Raw genomic sequence first — 19,715 nt, forward strand, 5'->3', positions numbered from 1 at the left:
TCGACGGCCCAGGCTCAGCGCGCCTCGCCCTTGAGGATGGTCGTGAGCTGCCACTTGCGGTCGCCGATCGCGTGGGCGTCGGAGACCTTCCAGCCGCCATCCTCGCGCACGAGGTCGTAGACGATCGCCTTCGATCCGTCGCCGCCCTTGCGCTCCACCGTGACCTTCGCCTGGTCCTTGCCCTCGGTGGCCTCCTTGAAGGTCAGGTTCTTCACCGTGTCGGGCTTCAGGGGCTCGCCGTTCAGGCGATAGTCGAAGTCGAGGTTGCCGGTGGCACCGTTGGCCTGCTTCGCGTCGGCGTCGAATAGGCCCTGCAGGCGCTTCGAGTACACGGAAGAGTGATTCGGGTGCGGCTCGGCGTAGAGCTTCTTGACCGTGGCCTCAGGCCCGGGATCGGCCGCCAGCGCGGGGGCGAGGCCGAATCCGAGGAGGCTGAGGGCGAGGATCGTCTTCTTCATCACGAGGTTCCCGCGTCTGCGGACGCGCCGGAGCGCGCCGGTTGGCGGGGGTTGCAACGCGCGAAGGCTCAAGGGGCTCCGCCGGCCGCGGTCTTCAGCCACGCGGCCCCGCAGGCCTTGGCGAGTTCCCGCACCCGCAGGATGTAGCTCTGGCGCTCCGTCACCGAGATCACGCCGCGCGCGTCGAGGAGGTTGAAGACGTGGCTGGCCTTGATGCACTGGTCGTAGGCCGGCTGCGCCATCCGGTGGCGCTCGCCCTCCGCGGCGGGCGCGCCCGCCGCGAGGTAGGACCGGCAGGCCGCCTCCGCGTCGGTGAACTGGCGGAACAGCATCGTCGTGTCGGCGGACTCGAAATTGTGGCGGGAATATTCCTGCTCGGCCTGCAGGAACACGTCCCCGTAGGTGATCCGGTCCGCACCCTCGGCGCCGTTGAAGTCGAGGTCGTAGACGTTCTCGACGCCCTGGACGTACATGGCGAGCCGCTCCAGCCCGTAGGTCAGCTCGCCCGCCACCGGCGCGCACTCGAAGCCCGCGACCTGCTGGAAATAGGTGAACTGGCTGACCTCCATCCCGTCGCACCAGCATTCCCAGCCCAGGCCCCAGGCGCCGAGCGTCGGGCTCTCCCAATCGTCCTCGACGAAGCGGATGTCGTGGAGCTTGAGGTCGACGCCGATGGCCGCGAGCGAGGCGAGGTAGAGCTCCTGCAGGTTCGGCGGGTTCGGCTTCAGGATCACCTGGAACTGGTAATAGTGCTGGAGCCGGTTGGGGTTCTCGCCGTAGCGGCCGTCCTTGGGCCGGCGCGACGGCTGGACATAGGCCGCCTTCCAGGGTTTCGGGCCGAGCGCCCGCAGGGTCGTGGCCGGATGGAAGGTGCCGGCGCCGACCTCCATGTCGTAGGGCTGGAGGATCACGCAGCCCTGCGCCGCCCAGAATTCCTGAAGCGTCAGGATCAGACCCTGGAAGGATTTCTTTTGGGACATGGGTGTCGGAGGCTCGGGCTCGCGCGGCGGCTCGGGCCGCTGGCGGGCCGGTTTAGGTGCGGGCGGGCAGGGGTGCAAGGCGCAGGGTGTCGGGTGAAGGCGATCGGGTGACGGGTCTTCGGCGCCGGCGGCCCGGGTTGCCTGTCCGGGCCGGATGAGGTCCGATCCGTCCGGACCAGCGGAGAGAATCATGGACAGCAGCCTCGCGATCCGCCGGATCGGCGCCGGCGACCGGGATGCTTGGCTGCCGCTCTGGCGGGGCTACCAGGTTTTCTACAAGGTCGACCTGTCGGACGCCGTCACGGAGACGACCTGGCGGCGCCTCAACGACCCGGCCGAGCCGGTCGACGGAGCCCTGCCGTGGCGCGGCACGGAGGCGATCGGCCTCGTCCACCACATCCGCCACCGCTCGGCCTGGACGGTCGGGGATTACTGCTACCTCCAGGACCTGTTCGTGGCGGACGGCGCCCGGGGTCTCGGGATCGGGCGGCGGCTGATCGAGCACGTCTGCGAGGCCGCGAAAGCCGCCGGCTGCTCCCGCGTCCACTGGCTGACGCACGAGACCAACACCGACGCGATGCAGCTCTACGACCGGATCGCCGAGAAATCCGGCTTCGTTCAGTACCGCAAGATCCTCTGAGGGCCCGCGCCCCAGGTGCGGCGGGACACGCAAGCGTGGCGGTTTTTGGGCAATACCGGGAACCGCCAAGCCAACGGCCAAGTTATCGCTGCAACAGGGGATCTCGGCACCTCAGCGCTGCCGAACGCAATACGACGGACCACTCGTCATGTTCAATGCTCGCACCCGCAACACCTTCGGCCGCAAGAACATCGCCGTCTTCGCCGCGCTCGCCATCTCGTCGCTGGCCGCGACGCCCGTCGTGATGAGCGCCAGCCGCGCGCTCGCCACCTCCGAGGACCAGCCGGTGGCCGCGACCTTGCGGGTCGAGCCGGTGGACGTCGCGCCCGTGGCGGTGGCGCCGAAGTCCGAGGGGACCTGCCTGCGCAAGGTGCGGGTCGTCTACAGCGGCTACGGCCAGCCGGCGGACGGCTGCGCCGCCCATTGAGGAGCCGCACCCCGGCCGGGCACGGCTCCAGGCCCCTGGTTCGACGCGCTCTCCGACGCCGGACGGGATCCCACTTCGGCGGAGAGCGTCCTAGCTATGGGCCGGCGCGGTCCCGGCCAGACGCTTGAGATGGAGCTCTTCCAGATCGATCTCCGTTTCCAGCTGACGCAGCACCGAGCTGTGGACCCGGTTCTGCCGGTGCAGGTCGATCAGCGCCGACCGGCCTGACCGCACGGCGAGCAGCGCGGCGGCGAAGTGCTCGTTCTTCTCGGCTTCGAGCGCCGTCCGCTCGTCCCGGTCCCGCGAGGAGGCCCGGACCCGGCGACGATACTCCTCCACGAGGCGCGGGTGCTGCAGCGCCCCGGTCTCGGGGAACACCAATCCCTCCAGGGCGGCGAGTCCCGCCTCGTTGACGACGACGCGGGCCATGGGCGCGTCGAGATGGCCGTCGGGCAGGTGCGCCACGGGATCGAGGCGGAGCCGGCGGATCAGCGGCCCGAGGGTCGTGCCCTGCACCAGCACGGTGAACAGGATCACCACGAAGGCCGCGACCAGGATGGCGTCGCGGCCGGGGAAGTCCACCGGCAGCGCCAGGGCCGCCGCAAGGGTCACGACCCCGCGCATCCCGGCCCATCCCACGATCAGCGGCACGGCCGGGTTCGGGGAGGGTTCCCGCGCGCGCAACCGCGGCGACAGGAGCCGCCGCAGGTAGACGGCGGGAAACACCCAGAGCAGGCGGGCGACGACGCAGGTGGCGGTGACGGCGAGCGCCAGGGGCAGCCCCGCCGAGAGCGAGCCGTACTCGCCGCCGGTCCGGGCCAGCACGCCGCGCAGCGCCAGGCCGATCAGCACGAAGACCAGGGCCTCCAGCACGAACACCACGAATGCCCACACCGCCACGGAATGGCGGCGGGCATGGGCGTCGAAGGTCTCGTGCTCCCGGCCGCCCATCATCAGGCCGCAGGCCACCACGGCGAGGACGCCGGAGGCGTGGACCTCCTCGGCCGCGAGGTAGGCGACGTAGGCGGCGAGGAAGCTCAGCACCGTGATGGCGTTGGCGTCGTGCAGCCGCCGCATCCCGGCGTTCACCGCCAGCCCGCAGGCGAGCCCGACCGCGACGCCCGCCACTGCGAGCCACGCGAAGCTGCCGGCCGCCGCCCAGGCGCTGAAGCTCCCCGTCAGCGCGGCCGCCACGGCGAAGCGGTAGAGCACGAGGCCCGAGGCGTCGTTGACGAGGCTCTCGCCTTCCAGGACCGTAATCATCCGGCGGGGCAGGGCGACCCGGGCCAGCACCGCCTTGGCGGCGACCGCGTCCGGCGGCGAGACGATGGCGCCCAGGGCGAAACAGGCGGCCCAGGGCAGGGCCGGCACCACCGCGTGCGCGACGAGCCCGACGATCAGGGTCGTGAACAGGACCGCCCCGAGCGAGAGCGACAGGATCGGGCCGAGGCTCGCCCGGAAGTCGCGCCAGACGGTGAAGTAGGCGGATTCGAGCAGGAGCGGCGGCAGGAACAGGACCATGATCAGGTCCGGGTCGAGCGTGAAGGCCGGCAGGCCCGGCACCACCGCCAGCGCCATGCCGCCGATGACCAGGGCCGCGGCCGGCGGGAAGCCCAGGCGCCCGGCCGCCAGCGACAGCAGCAGGGCCGCGCCGAGGAGGCCGAGGATCAGCTCGAACAGGGCGACGGAGGTCATCGATGAATCGGGCTCGGCGCTGGATCGGCGGGAAGCGCGGCCGTTCTACGCAGATTTCAATCGTCGGTGGAATACCAGTGCAGACGTACCAGAGCCAACCCCGCCGTCCATCGCCAATCGGTCGTCTGCGCGATCAGCCGCCCTGCGCGGCCTGCCAATCCAGCGTGGATGTCCTTTTCGCAGATGGCGCATCGCTCGTTCCCGCGATCCTCGGGAGCCGGTGGGAGGCCGCCCTGCGGTTCATGACGCGATCGAACGCATCCGAGTCCGCGCATCGTCCGCGCCTCGACCACGTTCGGCGAGACAGCTGCCGCTCGCGTCGCCGAAAGCTGCTCGGCCACCGCCGACGCGACGGATGGGTCCAGCGTCGTTCAGCCGTCCCGGGCGGTCCGTCGCGTCGGCGCGAATCCGGCCGCCGGCCGTATCCTACAGCGCCCCCTCCCGCACCGCGCCCGGATCGGCGAGCGCGTGGAGGATGCGCGCGGCGCTGTGGGCGAAGCGGAGCGTCACGGCCTTGCGCCGGGCGCCGCTCAGCGGGTGCTCGGGCGCCGCACGCAGGATCCCGGCCCCGTAGGCATCCGCGACGATCAGGCCGCATTCCTCCGGGATCAGGGATTCGGGCACGTCCTCGGGGATCGCGAAGAAGAACCGGTCGCAGAAGTCGCGGTAATCCGGCCATTTCCGGTCCGCGCGGAAATCCGCCACGCTCGACTTGATCTCCACGATGGTGAGCTTCCCGGCGCCGCACAGGGCGATCACGTCGGCGCGGCGGCCGTTGACGAGGGAGAATTCCGGCAGGGTGACGCAGCCCATCTCGGAGAACAGCCGCCGCACGCCGCGCTGGATGCGCAGCGCCGTCGGCGATTGCCGCCGGTCGGGCGGCAGGAGCGCCTCGGCCGCCGGGGGCGGAGAAGCGGAATTGGAAACGCCGATGGAAGCGGACATCAATCTCGGGGAATGCGCCTGTGCCGAATCGGGACATCCTGCCAATCCGGGCGCCGTCCGTCACCTGCGGCGCGGCATCGCCCCGGGGCAATCATCCAAGGCGGTCATCCGAGGCAGGCCCGGATCGCGTCGAACCCGTCGGTGAGCGCGGCCGGGCCAGGCTGCAGGATCAGCGGCGACTTGATCTCGTGGATGCGCCCGTCGCGCACGGCCGGGATCGCCGCCCAGCCGGGTCGGGACCGGATGCGTTCGACATTGACCCGCTTGCCGCACCACGAGGCGAGGATCACGTCGGGCGCGGCTTCGATCACCTGTTCTGGCGTGACGATCCGGTCCTGCGCGGCCGGCTGCCGGCTCAAGGCCGGGAACACGTCCCGGCCGCCCGCGAGGCCGATCAGATCCGAGACCCAGCCGATGCCGGAGATCATCGGCGCGTCCCATTCCTCGAAGTAGACGCGCAGGGTCGGCCGGTCCCGCACCGCCGCGGCGGCCTCCGCCAGCCGCGCCTCGAAGCCGGCCGCCAAAGCCTCGGCCCGTTCCGGCAGACCGACGAGGGCGCCGAGGGTGCGGACCATGGCAAGGCAGCCCGCCACGTCGCGCTGGTTGAACAGGTGCACCGCCACGCCGGCCCGGGCGAGGTCGGCGACGATGCCGGCCTGGAGGTCCGAGAAGGCCAGGACGAGGTCCGGCGCCAGCGCCAGGATCTTCGGGATGTCCGCGCTGGTGAAGGCCGAGACCCGGGGCTTCTCCTTCCGGACCCGGGGCGGGCGCACCGCGTAGCCCGAGACGCCGACGATCCGGTCCTCCGCACCCAGCAGGTACAGGGTCTCGACGGTCTCCTCGGTGAGGCAGACGATCCGCTCGGGCGGGAAGCGCCGCATCAGCGATGGAACCACGTGAGCAGCCCGGCCCCGGGGGCCAGCAGCACGAAGGCCCAGACCAGGGCGGAGGCGACGTTGGCCAGCTGGAACGGCAGCCGCGCCAAGCCGAGGATGCCGGCGAAAAGCGGCACCAGGGCCCGGGCCGGCCCGAAGAATCGCCCCAGCGCCACCGCGGCGATGCCCCAGCGCCCGATGAAGGCCTCGGCCTTGGCCATGAGCTCGGGGTAGCGCCGCAGCGGCCACTTGGTCTTGGCCCCCGGTCCGAGCCAGCGCCCGGCCTCGTAGGAGATCCAGTCGCCGAGCGCGGCGCCCACCGCCGCGGCGATCACCACCGGCCAGAACGGGATGTCGGCGCCGCCGACGAGGGCGCCGATGCCGACCAGGATCACGGTCGCCGGCACGAACAGCGACAGGACCGCGATCGATTCGCAGAAGGCGAGGCCGCCGGCGATGAACGGCGTCCAGGCCTTGTGCGCCTCCACGAAGGCGAGGGTCGTGGTGCGCAGCGCTTCGATGTCCATGGTGCTCTGAACAGGGCTCGGCGGGTGGGAGGAAGGTCGGTCCCATCTGAGGCGCGCGGGGGAGGGCGGCAAGGGATAGGGGTGCAGGCGGCGCGGGAACCGGCTAACCGTAGCGGGACAACGAGCGAGTCCCGCGTTGAACGTCCTGTCGATCCAGTCCCATGTCGCCTATGGCCATGTCGGCAACGCCTCGGCGGTGTTTCCGATGCAGCGGCTCGGGGTCGAGGTCTGGCCCGTGCATACGGTGCAGTTCTCCAACCACACCGGTTACGGCGCGTGGCGCGGCCCCGTCTTCGACGCGGCGATGATCCGCGAGGTGGTGCGCGGCATCGGCGAGCGCGGCGTGCTCTCCACCTGCGACGCGGTGCTGTCGGGCTACATGGGGTCGGCCGAGATCGGCGCAGCGATCCTAGAGGCGGTGGACGCCGTTCGGGCGGCGAACCCCCGAGCGCTCTACTGCTGCGACCCGGTGATCGGCGACGTCGAGGAGGGCGTCTACGTGCGGCCCGGCATCGAGGCGTTCCTGCGCGAGCGCGCGGTCCCGGCCGCCGACATCCTCACCCCCAACCAGTTCGAACTCGGCCTCCTCACCGGCCTGCCGAGCCGCACCCTGGCGGAGGCCGGAGCCGCGATCGCGGCGCTCCAGGCGCGGGGGCCGCGGGTGGTCCTGGTCACCTCGGCGCTCTGCGCCGACACGCCCGCCGACAGCATCGACCTGCTCGCGGGCGCGGAGGGGCGGGTGTTCCGGGTCCGCACCCCGCGGCTCGCCATCGCGGTGAACGGGGCGGGAGACTGCATCGCGGCCCTGTTCCTGGTGCACTATGCCCGGACCGGCTCGGCCGAGGCGGCGCTCGGCGCGGCGGCGGCCTCGATCTACGGGCTGCTCAAGCGCACCGCCGAGGCAGGATCGCGGGAGATCCTGACGGTGGCCGCGCAGGAGGAATACGTGAACCCGAGCGCGCGGTTTCCGGTCGAGGCGGTGTGAGGGCACGCCCTTCGGCCGGGCCCGGCGAGAGCAAGAAGGATGGACACGATGGCGCGCCGCTTCGTCACCCTCGACGTGTTCACCGAGCAGAGGCTCGCCGGCAATCCGCTGGCCGTGGTGCTCGACGCGGAGGGGCTCGACACCGCCGCCATGCAGGCCATCGCGCAGGAGTTCAACCTGTCGGAGACGGTGTTCGTCCTGCCGCCCACGGAGGCCCGGCACCGGGCGTCCTTGCGCATCTTCACCCCCGGCCGGGAGCTGCCCTTCGCCGGCCACCCGACGGTGGGCACCGCCGTGCTGCTGGCGCTGCAGGATCCGTCCCGGGGCGATGCCCGGGCCTTCGGCCTGGAGGAGCGGATCGGAATCGTCCCCTGCGTGGTCGAAACGCTGGCGGACGGCAGCGGCGGACGGGCGCGGTTCCGGCTGCCGATCCTGCCGGAATACCTCGGTCCCGGCCCTGAGCCCGCCTTGCTGGCCCCGCTCCTCGGCCTCAAGCCCGCCGACATCGGCACCGGCCGGCACGCGCCGAGCCGCCACGGCGTCGGGCCGAGCTTCACCTGCGTGCCCGTGGGCTCGGTGACGGCCCTCGACGCCGCCCGGCCGGCCCAGGCGCCCGACCCGAACGACGGACTCTACCTCTACACACCCGACCCCGAGGGCACCGGCCAGAGCTGGCGGGTCCGCATGTTCGCGCCGAATTTCGGCGTCACGGAGGATCCCGCCACCGGCTCGGCGGCCTCCGCCTTCGCGGGGGTGCTGATGCAGTTCGAGGCCCTGGGCGACGGCACGCACGACGTGGCGATCCGCCAGGGTGAGGCGATGGGGCGGCCGAGCGAGATCGCGCTCCAGCTCACCATCGAGGCGGGGGCCCTGCGGAGCGTCGAGATCGGCGGGGCCGCGGTGATCGTGGCCGACGGCACCCTGCATGTCTGACGGCTTCCGGATCATGCAGCTTGCCGCCGTGACGGCGCGGTTCGTGACCTACGACTGGGCCTTCCCCCGGGAGAATGCCGCCGCCATCGCGGCGCATTGGCAGACCCGGATCGCCCGCGCGCCCGGCATGTTCGACGGCACCGTCCTGCTGTGCTGCGACCACGCCGTCGCGGACGGGGCCGCCCGCCTCGACCTGTTCGCGACGCGCTACGCCACCTTCACCTACTACCGGGACACCCGGCACGCCGACGCCCGCATCGCAGACGCCCGCATCGCCAATGCCTTCGCGGCGATCGTGCCCTGGACCTCGGACGGCGCCGTCCTGCTCGGCGAGATGGGGGCCCGCACGGCCAATGCCGGCCAGCTCTACTTCCCCTGCGGCACTCCGGATCCGGACGACATACAGGGCGCGCGGGTCGATCTCGTTGGCAGCGCCGCCCGGGAACTCGCCGAGGAGACCGGCCTGGCGCTACCGGACGAGGCCGAAACGGATTGGGTGCTGCTGGAGGGGGAGGGCCAGCTCGCGTTCCTGCGGCCGGTGCGCTTCCCGGAGACGGCCGCGCGGCTCGTGGCGCGGATCGCCGACCATCTCGGCGCCGAGGCCGAGCCGGAACTCGCCGGGATGCACGTCGTGCGGGGCCGCGACGACATCGATGCCGCGCGGATGCCGGGCTTCGTGCGGGCCTACCTGGCGGACGCGTTCCCGCCCGCCCGCTGACCGGCGCGGCGCGGGGAAAGACGTTCGTCTCCCCGCGGGGGCGGCCGGATGTCATCTCTGGCATCAATCGCGGGCAATCCAGATTTTCGTTTCATTGACCGCCCTCGCGGCAAGCATAAGCTCGGCCTTCCACAGAACAGCCCCGTACAACGCGGGCAGCGGATTGCGGCAGGCCCCATGCTCATCGGATCTCACGCGCGTCCCGGCGGCCGCCGGTTCGCCGGCGCGCCGCTCGCCGCCGCACTGACGCTGGCCACGACGCTGGTCACGACGACGCTGGCCGCGGTGGCCGCCCGCGCGGAGGCGGTCGTCCTGCGGGTCGGCGACCAGAAGGGCGGGAACCGGTCACTCCTCGAGAGCGCCGGCTCCGCGAAGGATCTGCCCTACCGGATCGAATGGTCGGAATTCCCCGCCGCCGCGCCGATCCTGGAGGCGCTCAACGCCGGCGCGCTCCATGTCGGCTACACCGGCGACCTCTCCTTCCTCACGGTCGTCGCGGCCGGGGCACCGATCAAGGCGATCGGCGGCACCAAGTCGGATCCGCGGACGCAGGCGATCCTGGTCCGCGCGGATTCGCCGATCCGCTCGGCCGCCGACCTCAAGGGGAAGCGACTCGCCGGCACCCGCGGCGGCTGGGGCCAGTTCCTGATCAGCGCGACGCTGGAGAAGGCCGGGATCGCGCCATCCGAGGCCACCTTCGCGCCGCTCAACCCCGTCGACGCCAAGGTCGCGCTGATGGCCGGCTCGGTGGATGCCTGGGCGGTCTGGGAGCCCTACGTCTCGTTCGCGACGCTCAGGGACAAGGCCCGGCCGATCGCGGACGGCGCGGGCCTCACGCCGACCATCACCTTCATCGTCGCCTCGGACAGCGCCATCGCCACCAAGCGGGCCGCCCTGCAGGACTTCCTGAGCCGCCTGGACAGGGCGCGGCTCTGGTCGCTGGACCATCTCGACGCCTACGCCCGGAACACGGCCGCGCTGACCAGGCTGCCGGAGGACGTCCTGCGCGCGGCCTACACGGCGCAGCGGACGCGGCCGATCGCGCTCGACGACGGTGTCGTGACGGAGGTCCAGGAGGCCTCGGACCGGGCGACGCGGTACGGGATCCTGTCGAGGACGCTGGACGTCGGGCGGGCCATGGACCGGAGCTTCACCGCCGCGGCCTCGAACTGAGCGCGGCGCGGTCGTGACGCGCCCGCGATTTTTGCGGCACCGCGGGAGCTTCGCTGTTTCCGGCACGTTCACCCGACGCTCCCCGCGGCGGCACGTGGCCGGGCGGGTCGCGTTCCGGAGTGTCCATGTCCTCTACTCGTCGTCCCGCATCGCAGTCCCGCGCGGCCCGCACGCGCATCCAGGAAGGCCAACCCTACCCCCTGGGCGCCACCTGGGACGGGCTCGGCGTCAACTTCGCTCTGTTTTCCGCCCACGCCACCAAGGTCGAACTCTGCCTGTTCGACGATGCCGGCGAGCAGGAGATCGAGCGGATCGAGCTGCCCGAGTACACGGACGAGATCTGGCACGGCTACCTGCCCGACGCCCGCCCCGGCACGATCTACGGCTACCGGGTCCACGGCCCCTACGAGCCGAAGGCCGGCCACCGGTTCAACCCCAACAAGCTGCTGATCGACCCCTACGCCAAGGGGCTCGTCGGCTCGATCACCTGGAACCCGGCCCTGTTCGGCTACAAGATGGAGACCGGCGACGACCTGACCTTCGACGAGCGGGACAGCGCCCCCTACACCCGCCGCTCCCGGGTGATCGACCCGGCCTTCACCTGGGGCCGGCACCAGAAGCCGCTGGTGCCCTGGGACAAGACCATCGTGTACGAGGCCCACGTCAAGGGCATGACCAAGCTCGACCCGCGGGTGCCGGAGAAGCTGCGCGGCACGTATGCCGGCCTCGGGACCCGGGACGTGCTCGACTACATCAAGAGCCTCGGCGTGACCTCGGTGGAGCTGCTGCCAGTCCATTCCTTCGTGCAGGACGACTACCTGCAGGAGAAGGGGCTGGTGAATTACTGGGGCTACAACACGATCTCGTTCTTCACCCCTGCCCGGCGCTACGCGGCGGTGCCGGACTTCGCCTTCTCCGAGTTCAAGGAGATGGTCTCGCGCTTCCACGGCGCCGGCCTCGAGGTGATCCTCGACGTGGTCTACAACCACACCGCCGAGGGCAACGAGAAGGGCCCGACCCTGTCGTTCAAGGGGGTCGACAACGCCTCCTATTACCGGCTCCTGCCCAACGAGCCGCGCTACTACATCAACGACACCGGCACCGGGAACACCTTCAATCTGTCGCATCCGCGGGTGCTACAGCTCGTCACCGATTCCCTGCGCTACTGGGCGCAGGAGATGCAGGTGGACGGGTTCCGCTTCGACCTCGCCACGATCCTGGGCCGCGAGCCCTACGGGTTCGACGAGGGCGGCGGCTTCCTCGACACCTGCCGGCAGGATCCGGTGCTCAACAACGTCAAGCTCATCGCCGAGCCGTGGGATTGCGGCCCGGGGGGCTACCAGGTCGGCGGCTTCCCGCCCGGCTGGGCCGAGTGGAACGACCGGTTCCGCGACGACGTCCGCGCCTACTGGAAGGGCGATGGCGGGCTGCTGCCGGATCTGGCGGCGCGGATCGCGGGCTCGGCCGACAAGTTCAACAAGCGCGGGCGCAAGCCCTGGGCCTCGGTGAACTTCCTCACCGCCCATGACGGCTTCACCCTGCACGATACGGTCTCTTACAACGACAAGCACAACGACGCGAACGGCGAGGGCAACCGCGACGGCCACTCGCACAACCTCTCGTACAATTACGGGGTGGAGGGCCCCACCGACGACCCGGAGATCCGGGCGGTGCGCCTGCGCCAGATGCGCAATATGCTGGCGACGCTGTTCCTGTCCCGCGGCACGCCGATGCTGCTCGCCGGCGACGAGTTCGCCCGGACCCAGAACGGCAACAACAACGCCTATTGCCAGGACAACGAAGTCTCCTGGCTGGACTGGGATGCGATCGGCGACGAGGAGCGGGATCTCGCGGAGTTCACCCAGCGCCTGATCATCCTGCGCAACGCCCTGCCGATCCTGAGCCGCGGGCGGTTCCTCACCGGCCAGTACGACGAGGAGTTCGGCGTCAAGGACGTGACGTGGCTGCGGCCGGACGGGAGCGAGATGGCGGGCGAGAATTGGTCGGACGGCGAGGCCCGCGCCTTCGCGGTCCAGCTCGACGGGCGCGCCCAGGCCACCGGCCTGCACCGCCGCGGCGGGGACGCCACGCTGCTGATCATGTTCAACGCCTACCACGACCTCGTGACGTTCACGCTGCCCGAATCCGTGGGAGGCGTGGCCTGGACGCGGCTCCTCGATACGAACCTGCCCGACAGCCAGGACGTGGAGAGCTTCAAGTTCGGCTCCGGCTACGACGTGACCGGGCGCTCGCTCCTGATGTTCGTGCTGAAGCCCGAGGACAGCCCCGGGACGGAGGACAACGCCATGGAGCGCTCCTACCACCACGTCATGCAGGCCTTCGAGCGTGCGAACGTGGAGCATGTCCGCTTCCACCTCGACGAGGCTGAGGGGTGAGGGACGCGGCCGGGCGGTTTTCGCATCGCCCGGCCGACTGCGCCTTGCGCCGGACGGCACACCCGGCTAACAGCACGGCACCGCGCGGCCCTGGCCGCGCCCGGCGCGCCGCGTGTGCGCCCGGGCGCCCGGTTCGCGGACGGAGGGGTGGCCGAGTGGTTGAAGGCGCACGCCTGGAAAGTGTGTATACCGGAAACGGTATCGCGGGTTCGAATCCCGCTCCCTCCGCCAACTACCTCTAAACCACTGTCAATAAATAGTTTTTCTCTCTCGCTTCGAACCCACTTGGTGACACAGTGTCATCATGGCCGTTGAGGAGCGAGGCCAGTGGTGCGCCGCCCGGAGTACCTGCAACGTCGTCGCGGGCGCTGGTACGTGCGGCTCAAGGCTCCAGCCCACCTCGTCGCTACGGTCGGCCAGCAGCATCTCGTCAGGGCTCTCGACACTGAAAGCGAGACTGTTGCACGCGAGCGACGGTGGATCGCGCTGGCGCTGCTCTGGGACTGGATCGGTGCGCAGACCGTCTCAGACGGTTGGGAGCCAGCTTGGGCGGCTGGACTGACCGGCTCGGAAAGGTTCTCCGATGATCGAGCCTACAGTGAAACTGAGGCTCCGCCTCAGAGTGCCGCTGACCGTGCCCGTCAGAGTGTCACACATCCTCGACGCGCATCTGTTGCCCAGCATCAGCAGCACGCCATCCTGGCGATGATGGACAACAAGCGGCCGCGCCGGAACGTCAGCGCGGCACACCGTGAGCGTCAGCCTGCTGCGCTCCGGCCGAACGAACGCTGGTCGATGGACTTCGTCTCCGACGCGCTGTTCGACGGCCGCCGGCTGCGGGCCCTGACGGTCGTCGATGTGTTCACGCGCGAGGCTCTGGCGATCGAGGTCGACCAGGGCATCAAAGGCGAGCAGGTCGTGGCTGTCGTCGGCCGCTTGGCGCTGCTGCACGGAGCACCGGGCGCGATTCAGGTCGATAACGGGCCTGAGTTCGTCTCGAAAGCCCGCGACCGCTGGGCCTACGAGAACGGCGTCACGTTGGACTTCTCGCGCCCCGGCAAGCCGACCGACACGGATGTTGTCGAATAGCCCTGCGCCCCTCCTCAGGCCGGCTTTTCCACAGGCTTCGCTCGACCCTTCTGCCGCCAACTCTCGGTCAGGCTCAGGTAGGCACCTTCTGCTGCCTCGACACGTTCCCGTTCGGCCGCCCGTTTGGCAGGAATGTTGTAGTCGTAGGCGCTGCCGCGCGCAGCCGGGCTCGGCTTTGCTCCCGCCCGCAGCTCCATGCTCCGCAGCTTCCTGGCCATCAGCGCCGGTCGTGCCCAGATGTAGTCCGTCGTCTTCGTCAGCATGTGCCAGATGATCATCGCCAGCTTGCGCGCGGTGGCGACCGCCGCGATGTGCTTGCCGCGCCGTGCGGCGATCCTGCGATGGAAAGCGCGCAGCGGACCAGGCGAGCGCGCCGCAGCCCATGCCGCCTCCACCAGCATACCGCGCGCCTGCCCTCGGCCCTGCTTGGTGATCCGGCCGTGGTAGGCTGGTCCCTCGCCGGACTGCCGAACGCTCGGGTTCAGCCCGAGGTAGGCGACAAGCTTCTGCGGATCACTGAAGCGGCCGATGTCCCCGATTGCCGCGGCGACGCCTGAAGCCACGGTGACGTCGACCCCTGGGAGAGTCATCAGGCGCCGGATCAGAGGATCAGCGAGCGCGTAGTTCGCGATATCGGCGTCGACAAACTTGAGTGACGCCTCGATCTGGTCGATCTGCGTCAGGTGGCGTTCGACGGCAAACTTCTCATCCTCCGGCAAGGGCTGCCGGGCGAGCCATCGCCGGCCGCTGATCCCTACGAGGTTGCCGTGCGGGCACGGTGGGATCAGGTGGGCATGCAGGATGGATTGGATCAGGTTCTTCAGCCGTACGCGCTGACGCACGAACTGGGTGCGTCGCGCAACCTGGCGGCGCAGTGCCAGCGTCCTCTGATCCGGCGTCCAGACCTCGGGCAGGAAGCCGGTGGCGTAGAGCTTGGCGAGGACGGCAGCGTCGATGGCGTCGGTCTTGATCTTGGCGTGTGCGATAAGCCGGACCTGCTTGGGGTTGGCGACGACGACCCGCTCGACGAACGGAGCAAGGATTGCCACGACGGTCGCGGCGTTACCGGTCGCCTCGACGACCACGTGGTCGTCGTGGGTGAGGACCTTGCGCGCGAAGGCTTCGAGGTCCTCGCGTAGCATGGGCACGCGCCCGAGCTTTGTGAGTTGCCCATCGTGCAGAGCAACGATCTCGGCCGCGACGCGGTGGATGTCCATACCGATGATGCGCATGCGCCTCTCCGTATTGGTCACGAGAGGGAGCGGCGGGCGACACGACAGTTACGGATCCGCGCTCGCAGCGCATCCGGGCTAGTCGCGGGGGCGGCCAGATAACGACCTCGAACTCGCGGTTCATGTCAGTGCGACGGCCTGCCCGCACTTGCGTGCTCCCGGTGCCCCGAAGCCCGGATCGGCGAGAGCTATCTGCTTTGCGCCGAGCTGGGAACGGCGGCACCGGTCGGCATCATGCCGGATAACGCGCTGGTCGAGTCGTTCAACGGCCGGCTGCGCGACGAGTGCCTGAACGCGAACTGGTTCTTGTCGTTGGCCGACGCGAGGAGCAAGATCGAGACGTGGCGGCGGCACTACAACGAGAGCCGTCCTCACACCGCCCTGGGGTGGCGAACGCCCCAGGAATTCGCCCTGGCGGCGGCCCTGCAGGCCGCCGAATGAGAGCCGGAAGCTCACCTTCAGGCCGGACCAAAATCCGGGGGACCCTCACTTCTCACACGACCGGAGAACGCACGGGGAAGCCACACGAAATGACGAAGAGCCACTTTGCGGAGCAAGTCCACCTCGCCTTCACGACGCTCACCTGCGCCCTCATCTGCCGCGCACAGATCAAACGGTTTTGTCCCTGACTCTTAGGGCGCTTCAGCCGCGCGGGCCGGTGCCGGTGTGTTGGCTGCCTACCAGTCGCTCAGAACGGCCCGCTTCCAGCGGTTCGGCGCGATGCAGCGATATTCGTAGCTCTGATCCCAGGCGCGCTCGCCTGTGACGCACGGGGCGATCGACGAAGCCGGAACATGGGGTATGGTCTCGACGAGCCGGCCAACATAGGCCGCGCCGTCGTCGGCGATCCTCATCATCGGGCCGCTGCTAGTCATGTATGTCAGGGAGCCATCGGCCGGGTTGAAGCCAAGGAAGCGGCTGAACTTCCCGTCCGCGTTGCCGTCGAGACCGATCCACTGCCCAGGCGCCATCAGGATCGCGGCACCGCTGAATGAGGCACCTGCGAGGTCGAGGCCGATGCCGAACGTCGAGCCGACGTTAGCCGTCGAGAAGGCCCGGTCAATGGTCACGCCCTGACTGGTCGAGACCATGTAGCCGTAGGCGACGTGGCTGCCGGGCTCGCCGCCGCCGCCCGCGTGTGAAAGCACGCGCTGCCGGTTCGGGTCCGGTCCGACTACACCGCCTATATCGAGTTCAAGCGCGATGCACGACGTGGTCGGCGAGGCTTTGCCCGTCTGGTCGACGCAGTTGAAGTTGCCGGCCCAGGTCGTGCCGGTCTCCTCGCCGTTGTCGGTCGGCTTCTTCCAGGCCGTACCATTCACGGCCACGTTCTGGGCGTTCGCACTCTTGCGGGAACGGTTGTTCAGCTCGCCCGTGATCGTCCACTCGAAGCCGGGCGAGACGTAGCTCGTCGTCGTGTTCGCCCAGAAAGCCTTGTAGGTCCACCACGGCTTGCCGCCGCCCGATGCGGTCTCGACGTCGCGATCGACGCGCAAGGTCGCACGATCATCGAAGGTCGCTCCGCCGAAGCTGTTGGACAGGAACAGCGGCATTCCCTGAAGTCCGGGCTGGCCGGAATTGGCGACACTCTTGGAGAACGGCAAGGTTAAAGTCTGTGCCGCGGCTGGCGAGGTCAAGAGCGCCAGGGCGAGAGTGAGAGAAAGCTTCACTGCACCAACTCGTTCACGCGGGTGACGAGCGCCCGGGCATCACCGGCCGTGAGAGCAACACCAAGGGGCGCGAGGCCTGCGACCGCCTTCCTCGCGATCCGAGATCCGCAGTTCGACGGCGAGATCCCAGCCCTCCTGCATGTCCTTGTTGGAGGCGATCATAGTGCGCATCCTCGCGACCGATTTTCTATCTGGCACAGCTCGATCCGACACGAAAGCTACGATGCGATCTTGCCCCGTATCGCGATGTCGGGGCTGGACGCGCCGCAGGTCGGCAGGCTCTCGACGGGGCCGTGCACCGCCGATGTCGTCGCCGACAGGTCGTGGTAGCAGACGCAGCCTTCCGCGAAGTAGTGGTGCACCAGAGCCTTGCGGGAGCGCTGCATGTTGGCACGCGCGGAGCCGCCATGCAGCAGGTTTGCGTGCCAGAACAACACGTCGCCCTTGCGCGCCGTGAAGTAGGCCGGCGTCGCCCCGTGCTCCCGGATCTCCTGCTTGATCGCCGGCTCGTAGCGATCCACGTAGGCGCCATAGCCGCGCTCGCGGAAGTCATCCGTCGAGATGCCGACGTCGTGGCTGAACAGGTACGGCAGACGGTGCGTACCGGGGTAGTAGACCAGCGGCCCCGCATCGGCGTGAATGTCCTCCATGGCGACCCAGCAGGCGGCGAGATAGCCGAGCGGGTAAGTCGTCATGTGGATGGAGTCTGAGTGCTCGGATTGCTGGCTTCCCTTATGGGACGCGATGGTCTGGAACGGGATTGCAGGTCGGCCGAGCACCATGCTGCTGAAGTTGACCAGCACGGGGTGTTTCAAGAGGTGATTGAGTTCCTCAACCTTCAAGTGCGGATTGAGGTAGCGACCCGGGTGGGGGTCATCTTCCGTGGCCTTTTCAGGGGCGAGCGTCAGGTCGCCGCGCGCGATCGCAGCCTCGTATGCGCCCCAAGCCTCGTCAATCGTATCGTGATCAATGGCGCCACGCAGAATGTAGTAGCCGTGCTCTTCCCAGCTCCGGCAAATCTCAGCTTGCTTCGGACTGATCTCGCGCCGTGACAGCCGTCGCTCAATAATCTCCTTTGCATCGGGCTGATCGAGCCATGGGCTAGGGCCGGCCTCTGGAAAGCTTTCGGCACGGAATACCTTGATGCAACCGATATCGACAGGCACATCCGCGTCGACAACATGGTTTGGACCACGTGGCGGGTCTGACGCGACGGGCAAGGCATCGTCACGGCCCAGCGCGAGATTGCGCAAGGTAGTTTTGACGGTGCGCGCAAGGTCCGCAGCTCGCGAAAGTCCCTGGGCCATTTCTCTACCTTGATCCCCGCCGCAGCTGTTATCGCCACGATCACAGAATTATCGACAACCTTACCGAGCCATCAGATCACGGCGGAAGTACGAGCAGCTCATCGTATCAGTTTCCGCGCGCGGCGGCACCTTCCAGCCGCAGGCTGCCGAAGGCGACCATGTCTCGGCCTCGCGCGGCGATCCCCCAGTTCAGCGACCTCTCAGCCGGCCGAGCAGCCCTCGCCTATAAGAATGCGTGGGAGCTTCGGCGGATGGGACTGCGCTAGGCGCATCATCATTAAGCCTCGGCGCGATGAAGTTGGCAGCTGCCTGAGTGCCACGTCTGATCGCGATAATAGATGGGCGCGTTACAATCTCAGCGTCTGCCGCGCCATCATGGTGCTCGGCGTAAGCCGACGTGTAATAGACATCAAAACCCAAATTATCGAATATTTTATTGTAAAGTCCGCGCGAAATATGCCACCATACATAGTTAATACGGCTATCGTCGAGCGCAGTAATCGGACGAATCATTAGATCATCCACTGGTATTACATCAGTAAAAGGTATCAGAACAGCCTCTCGCGCGAGACGAGCCCAAGCTCCGATAGCAAAGACCGGTTCAGAAAGATGCTCGACGATCGCCCCAGCCATCACTACGTCAAACATCTGCTCGGGCCATTCGTAAAGTTCCGGCATAGGCGCATAGATACATTTTGCCCGACTATTATATTTATGCCATGCGTGCCACCACGAATTTTTGATTGGTATTAAATTATCTTTAGTCCATACTTCTTTGAATTGCCGAATGTCACGGTAAGAAAGACTATCAGCAAAAGGCATGTGCCGAAATTCGGAGGTAGACGCGGCATCTAATCCCGTGACATCAGCACCAAATTTCTCTGCATTGAAGGCAAGAAAACCAGATGCGGTTCCTACATCCAGGACTTTCTTGTCTGCGAGATCATAGCGGCCAATATACTGACTAAAATCGGATATAGTCCAGCTACCACGAACGGTCTCACCGTCCGGGAAAGTCATCGTGTGATACCAGTACGATCGGCTATTCAGTGCCTCTCTCCATGGAGCTTCGTAAGTAGGCTGCGTGCTCATCTACCTGAAACCGCTTGTGAGACGCCTCACGGGCGCATCGCAGGCGCTACCACAGGTCATCCACGCATGTCCATAAAGTTGAAAGTCCTCTCATTAACACACGTTAGGATCGGGCCAATCATTCAAATCGTAGCCGCGAGGCGAGCAGGCTGCATTCGTCGAGCCCGATCGTGCGCCACTGTCTGACAGTCAGGCGACGCGTCGGTTCAGCGCGTCCGCGCAGGTTGCCACCACTCGGCTGGCAGGAGATACCAGCGGGATGCGGCCGCTCGAACAGGCGCTCGGTCTGATCGCGCCAGGAGCGCGAAGCAGACGGCAGCTCGGACATACTGACGGGGTACGGCGGAATGATTGCCGATCCGCGTACCCTCTGCTTAGCCCTGCCTCGATCTGATCACGGGGCGGGAGGCGCCGGATCTCTTCAGCGTGTAAGCCGAACCGATACGCAACACAGCCTATTGGGAGAATGGCTAGCGATAGCCGCCGAGCCGTGCAGGCGCCAGGCTCCAACTTCGTCGGATTGACACCGCTGTGCTATCAAGCTTCTCCGCCCACCACGGGCGCTGAGATTGG

Annotated in this window: 17 protein-coding genes, 1 tRNA gene and 3 pseudogenes; 11 read left to right on the forward strand and 10 right to left on the reverse strand. The window is 68.3% G+C overall.

Going from position 1 to position 19,715, the window contains the following annotated elements; genetic code table 11:
- Positions 1-14: 14 nt before the first annotated feature.
- Both P9K36_RS07120 and P9K36_RS07125 read right to left on the reverse strand, forming a co-directional pair.
- Positions 15-458: a DUF3828 domain-containing protein gene (locus tag P9K36_RS07120; RefSeq protein WP_043347783.1), complete on the reverse strand. Its 444-nt coding sequence runs from the start codon at positions 456-458 to the stop codon at positions 15-17.
- A gap of 68 nt (positions 459-526) precedes the next feature.
- Positions 527-1,438, reverse strand: coding sequence for a glycine--tRNA ligase subunit alpha (locus P9K36_RS07125; protein ID WP_043347781.1), 912 nt, complete (start codon positions 1,436-1,438; stop codon positions 527-529).
- Positions 1,439-1,628: 190 nt separating this feature from the next.
- Here P9K36_RS07125 and P9K36_RS07130 point away from each other — a divergent pair, with 190 nt between their 5' ends.
- A complete protein-coding gene (locus P9K36_RS07130; RefSeq protein ID WP_278306753.1) occupies positions 1,629-2,078 on the forward strand; it encodes a GNAT family N-acetyltransferase in 450 nt (149 codons plus the stop codon).
- Between the two features lie 148 nt (positions 2,079-2,226).
- Positions 2,227-2,505, forward strand: coding sequence for a hypothetical protein (locus tag P9K36_RS07135; protein WP_051044690.1), 279 nt, complete (start codon positions 2,227-2,229; stop codon positions 2,503-2,505).
- 90 nt (positions 2,506-2,595) lie between these two features.
- Here the strand turns inward: P9K36_RS07135 and P9K36_RS07140 are convergent, their stop codons facing one another.
- From P9K36_RS07140 to P9K36_RS07155, 4 genes are all read right to left on the reverse strand, one after another.
- Positions 2,596-4,200 (reverse strand): Na+/H+ antiporter, encoded by a 1,605-nt coding sequence (locus P9K36_RS07140; RefSeq protein WP_278306754.1) that lies wholly within the window; start codon positions 4,198-4,200, stop codon positions 2,596-2,598.
- A 426-nt stretch (positions 4,201-4,626) separates the two neighbouring features.
- Positions 4,627-5,145: an MmcB family DNA repair protein gene (locus P9K36_RS07145; RefSeq protein ID WP_278306755.1), complete on the reverse strand. Its 519-nt coding sequence runs from the start codon at positions 5,143-5,145 to the stop codon at positions 4,627-4,629.
- A 104-nt stretch (positions 5,146-5,249) separates the two neighbouring features.
- Positions 5,250-6,026, reverse strand: a complete 777-nt coding sequence (locus tag P9K36_RS07150; protein WP_278306756.1) for a cobalamin-binding protein — start codon at positions 6,024-6,026, stop codon at positions 5,250-5,252.
- Positions 6,026-6,547: a DedA family protein gene (locus P9K36_RS07155; RefSeq protein WP_043347771.1), complete on the reverse strand. Its 522-nt coding sequence runs from the start codon at positions 6,545-6,547 to the stop codon at positions 6,026-6,028. Before P9K36_RS07155 ends, P9K36_RS07150 begins: the two co-directional genes overlap by 1 nt.
- A 136-nt stretch (positions 6,548-6,683) precedes the next feature.
- Here P9K36_RS07155 and pdxY point away from each other — a divergent pair, with 136 nt between their 5' ends.
- From pdxY to P9K36_RS07190, 8 genes and pseudogenes are all read left to right on the forward strand, one after another.
- On the forward strand, positions 6,684-7,532 hold the full coding sequence (gene pdxY, locus P9K36_RS07160) for a pyridoxal kinase PdxY (RefSeq protein ID WP_043756227.1): 849 nt from the start codon (positions 6,684-6,686) through the stop codon (positions 7,530-7,532).
- A gap of 48 nt (positions 7,533-7,580) precedes the next feature.
- Positions 7,581-8,465, forward strand: a complete 885-nt coding sequence (locus tag P9K36_RS07165) for a PhzF family phenazine biosynthesis protein (RefSeq protein ID WP_043389498.1) — start codon at positions 7,581-7,583, stop codon at positions 8,463-8,465.
- Positions 8,458-9,183: an NUDIX hydrolase gene (locus P9K36_RS07170; RefSeq protein WP_278306757.1), complete on the forward strand. Its 726-nt coding sequence runs from the start codon at positions 8,458-8,460 to the stop codon at positions 9,181-9,183. Before P9K36_RS07165 ends, P9K36_RS07170 begins: the two co-directional genes overlap by 8 nt.
- Positions 9,184-9,360: 177 nt before the next feature.
- Complete coding sequence (locus P9K36_RS07175) at positions 9,361-10,356, forward strand: ABC transporter substrate-binding protein (protein WP_278306758.1); 996 nt, start codon at positions 9,361-9,363, stop codon at positions 10,354-10,356.
- Positions 10,357-10,481: 125 nt separating this feature from the next.
- Positions 10,482-12,752, forward strand: a complete 2,271-nt coding sequence (gene glgX / locus P9K36_RS07180; protein WP_278306759.1) for a glycogen debranching protein GlgX — start codon at positions 10,482-10,484, stop codon at positions 12,750-12,752.
- Positions 12,753-12,893: 141 nt separating this feature from the next.
- Positions 12,894-12,983, forward strand: a tRNA-Ser gene (locus P9K36_RS07185).
- A 144-nt stretch (positions 12,984-13,127) separates the two neighbouring features.
- Positions 13,128-13,184, forward strand: a pseudogene (locus P9K36_RS31015) (hypothetical protein); the annotation flags it as partial.
- A gap of 285 nt (positions 13,185-13,469) precedes the next feature.
- Positions 13,470-13,823 (forward strand): annotated as a pseudogene (locus tag P9K36_RS07190) (DDE-type integrase/transposase/recombinase); the annotation flags it as partial.
- A 32-nt stretch (positions 13,824-13,855) separates the two neighbouring features.
- On the opposite strand, the gene P9K36_RS07195 reads toward P9K36_RS07190, so the two are convergent.
- The gene (locus tag P9K36_RS07195) at positions 13,856-15,073 is read right to left on the reverse strand and encodes an IS110 family transposase (protein WP_278306760.1); all 1,218 of its coding nucleotides are present in this window, start codon (positions 15,071-15,073) and stop codon (positions 13,856-13,858) included.
- 240 nt (positions 15,074-15,313) lie between these two features.
- Between P9K36_RS07195 and P9K36_RS07200 the strand changes: the two are divergent.
- Positions 15,314-15,514 (forward strand): annotated as a pseudogene (locus P9K36_RS07200) (transposase); the annotation flags it as partial.
- Between the two features lie 236 nt (positions 15,515-15,750).
- On the opposite strand, the gene P9K36_RS07205 reads toward P9K36_RS07200, so the two are convergent.
- The 3 genes from P9K36_RS07205 to P9K36_RS07215 form a co-directional block, all read right to left on the reverse strand.
- Complete coding sequence (locus tag P9K36_RS07205; RefSeq protein WP_278306761.1) at positions 15,751-16,743, reverse strand: hypothetical protein; 993 nt, start codon at positions 16,741-16,743, stop codon at positions 15,751-15,753.
- Positions 16,744-16,961: 218 nt separating this feature from the next.
- Positions 16,962-18,050, reverse strand: a complete 1,089-nt coding sequence (locus tag P9K36_RS07210) for a phytanoyl-CoA dioxygenase family protein (protein ID WP_278306762.1) — start codon at positions 18,048-18,050, stop codon at positions 16,962-16,964.
- A gap of 189 nt (positions 18,051-18,239) precedes the next feature.
- On the reverse strand, positions 18,240-19,070 hold the full coding sequence (locus tag P9K36_RS07215) for a hypothetical protein (RefSeq protein ID WP_278306763.1): 831 nt from the start codon (positions 19,068-19,070) through the stop codon (positions 18,240-18,242).
- Positions 19,071-19,715: the final 645 nt, after the last annotated feature.

Source organism: Methylobacterium sp. 391_Methyba4 (assembly GCF_029691625.1).
GTDB classification, from domain to species: Bacteria; Pseudomonadota; Alphaproteobacteria; order Rhizobiales; family Beijerinckiaceae; genus Methylobacterium; species Methylobacterium fujisawaense.

What these genes read in the sequence shown, in the direction of transcription:
- P9K36_RS07125 (WP_043347781.1), bottom strand. Translation starts at nt 1,438, where the DNA reads ATGTCCCAAAAGAAATCCTTCCAGGGTCTGATCCTGACGCTTCAGGAA.
- glgX (WP_278306759.1), top strand. Translation starts at nt 10,482, where the DNA reads ATGTCCTCTACTCGTCGTCCCGCATCGCAGTCCCGCGCGGCCCGCACG.
- P9K36_RS07210 (WP_278306762.1), bottom strand. Translation starts at nt 18,050, where the DNA reads ATGGCCCAGGGACTTTCGCGAGCTGCGGACCTTGCGCGCACCGTCAAA.
- P9K36_RS07195 (WP_278306760.1), bottom strand. Translation starts at nt 15,073, where the DNA reads ATGCGCATCATCGGTATGGACATCCACCGCGTCGCGGCCGAGATCGTT.
- P9K36_RS07130 (WP_278306753.1), top strand. Translation starts at nt 1,629, where the DNA reads ATGGACAGCAGCCTCGCGATCCGCCGGATCGGCGCCGGCGACCGGGAT.
- P9K36_RS07215 (WP_278306763.1), bottom strand. Translation starts at nt 19,070, where the DNA reads ATGACTTTCCCGGACGGTGAGACCGTTCGTGGTAGCTGGACTATATCC.
- P9K36_RS07175 (WP_278306758.1), top strand. Translation starts at nt 9,361, where the DNA reads ATGCTCATCGGATCTCACGCGCGTCCCGGCGGCCGCCGGTTCGCCGGC.
- P9K36_RS07135 (WP_051044690.1), top strand. Translation starts at nt 2,227, where the DNA reads ATGTTCAATGCTCGCACCCGCAACACCTTCGGCCGCAAGAACATCGCC.
- P9K36_RS07145 (WP_278306755.1), bottom strand. Translation starts at nt 5,145, where the DNA reads ATGTCCGCTTCCATCGGCGTTTCCAATTCCGCTTCTCCGCCCCCGGCG.
- P9K36_RS07165 (WP_043389498.1), top strand. Translation starts at nt 7,581, where the DNA reads ATGGCGCGCCGCTTCGTCACCCTCGACGTGTTCACCGAGCAGAGGCTC.
- P9K36_RS07120 (WP_043347783.1), bottom strand. Translation starts at nt 458, where the DNA reads ATGAAGAAGACGATCCTCGCCCTCAGCCTCCTCGGATTCGGCCTCGCC.
- P9K36_RS07150 (WP_278306756.1), bottom strand. Translation starts at nt 6,026, where the DNA reads ATGCGGCGCTTCCCGCCCGAGCGGATCGTCTGCCTCACCGAGGAGACC.
- P9K36_RS07155 (WP_043347771.1), bottom strand. Translation starts at nt 6,547, where the DNA reads ATGGACATCGAAGCGCTGCGCACCACGACCCTCGCCTTCGTGGAGGCG.
- P9K36_RS07140 (WP_278306754.1), bottom strand. Translation starts at nt 4,200, where the DNA reads ATGACCTCCGTCGCCCTGTTCGAGCTGATCCTCGGCCTCCTCGGCGCG.
- P9K36_RS07170 (WP_278306757.1), top strand. Translation starts at nt 8,458, where the DNA reads ATGTCTGACGGCTTCCGGATCATGCAGCTTGCCGCCGTGACGGCGCGG.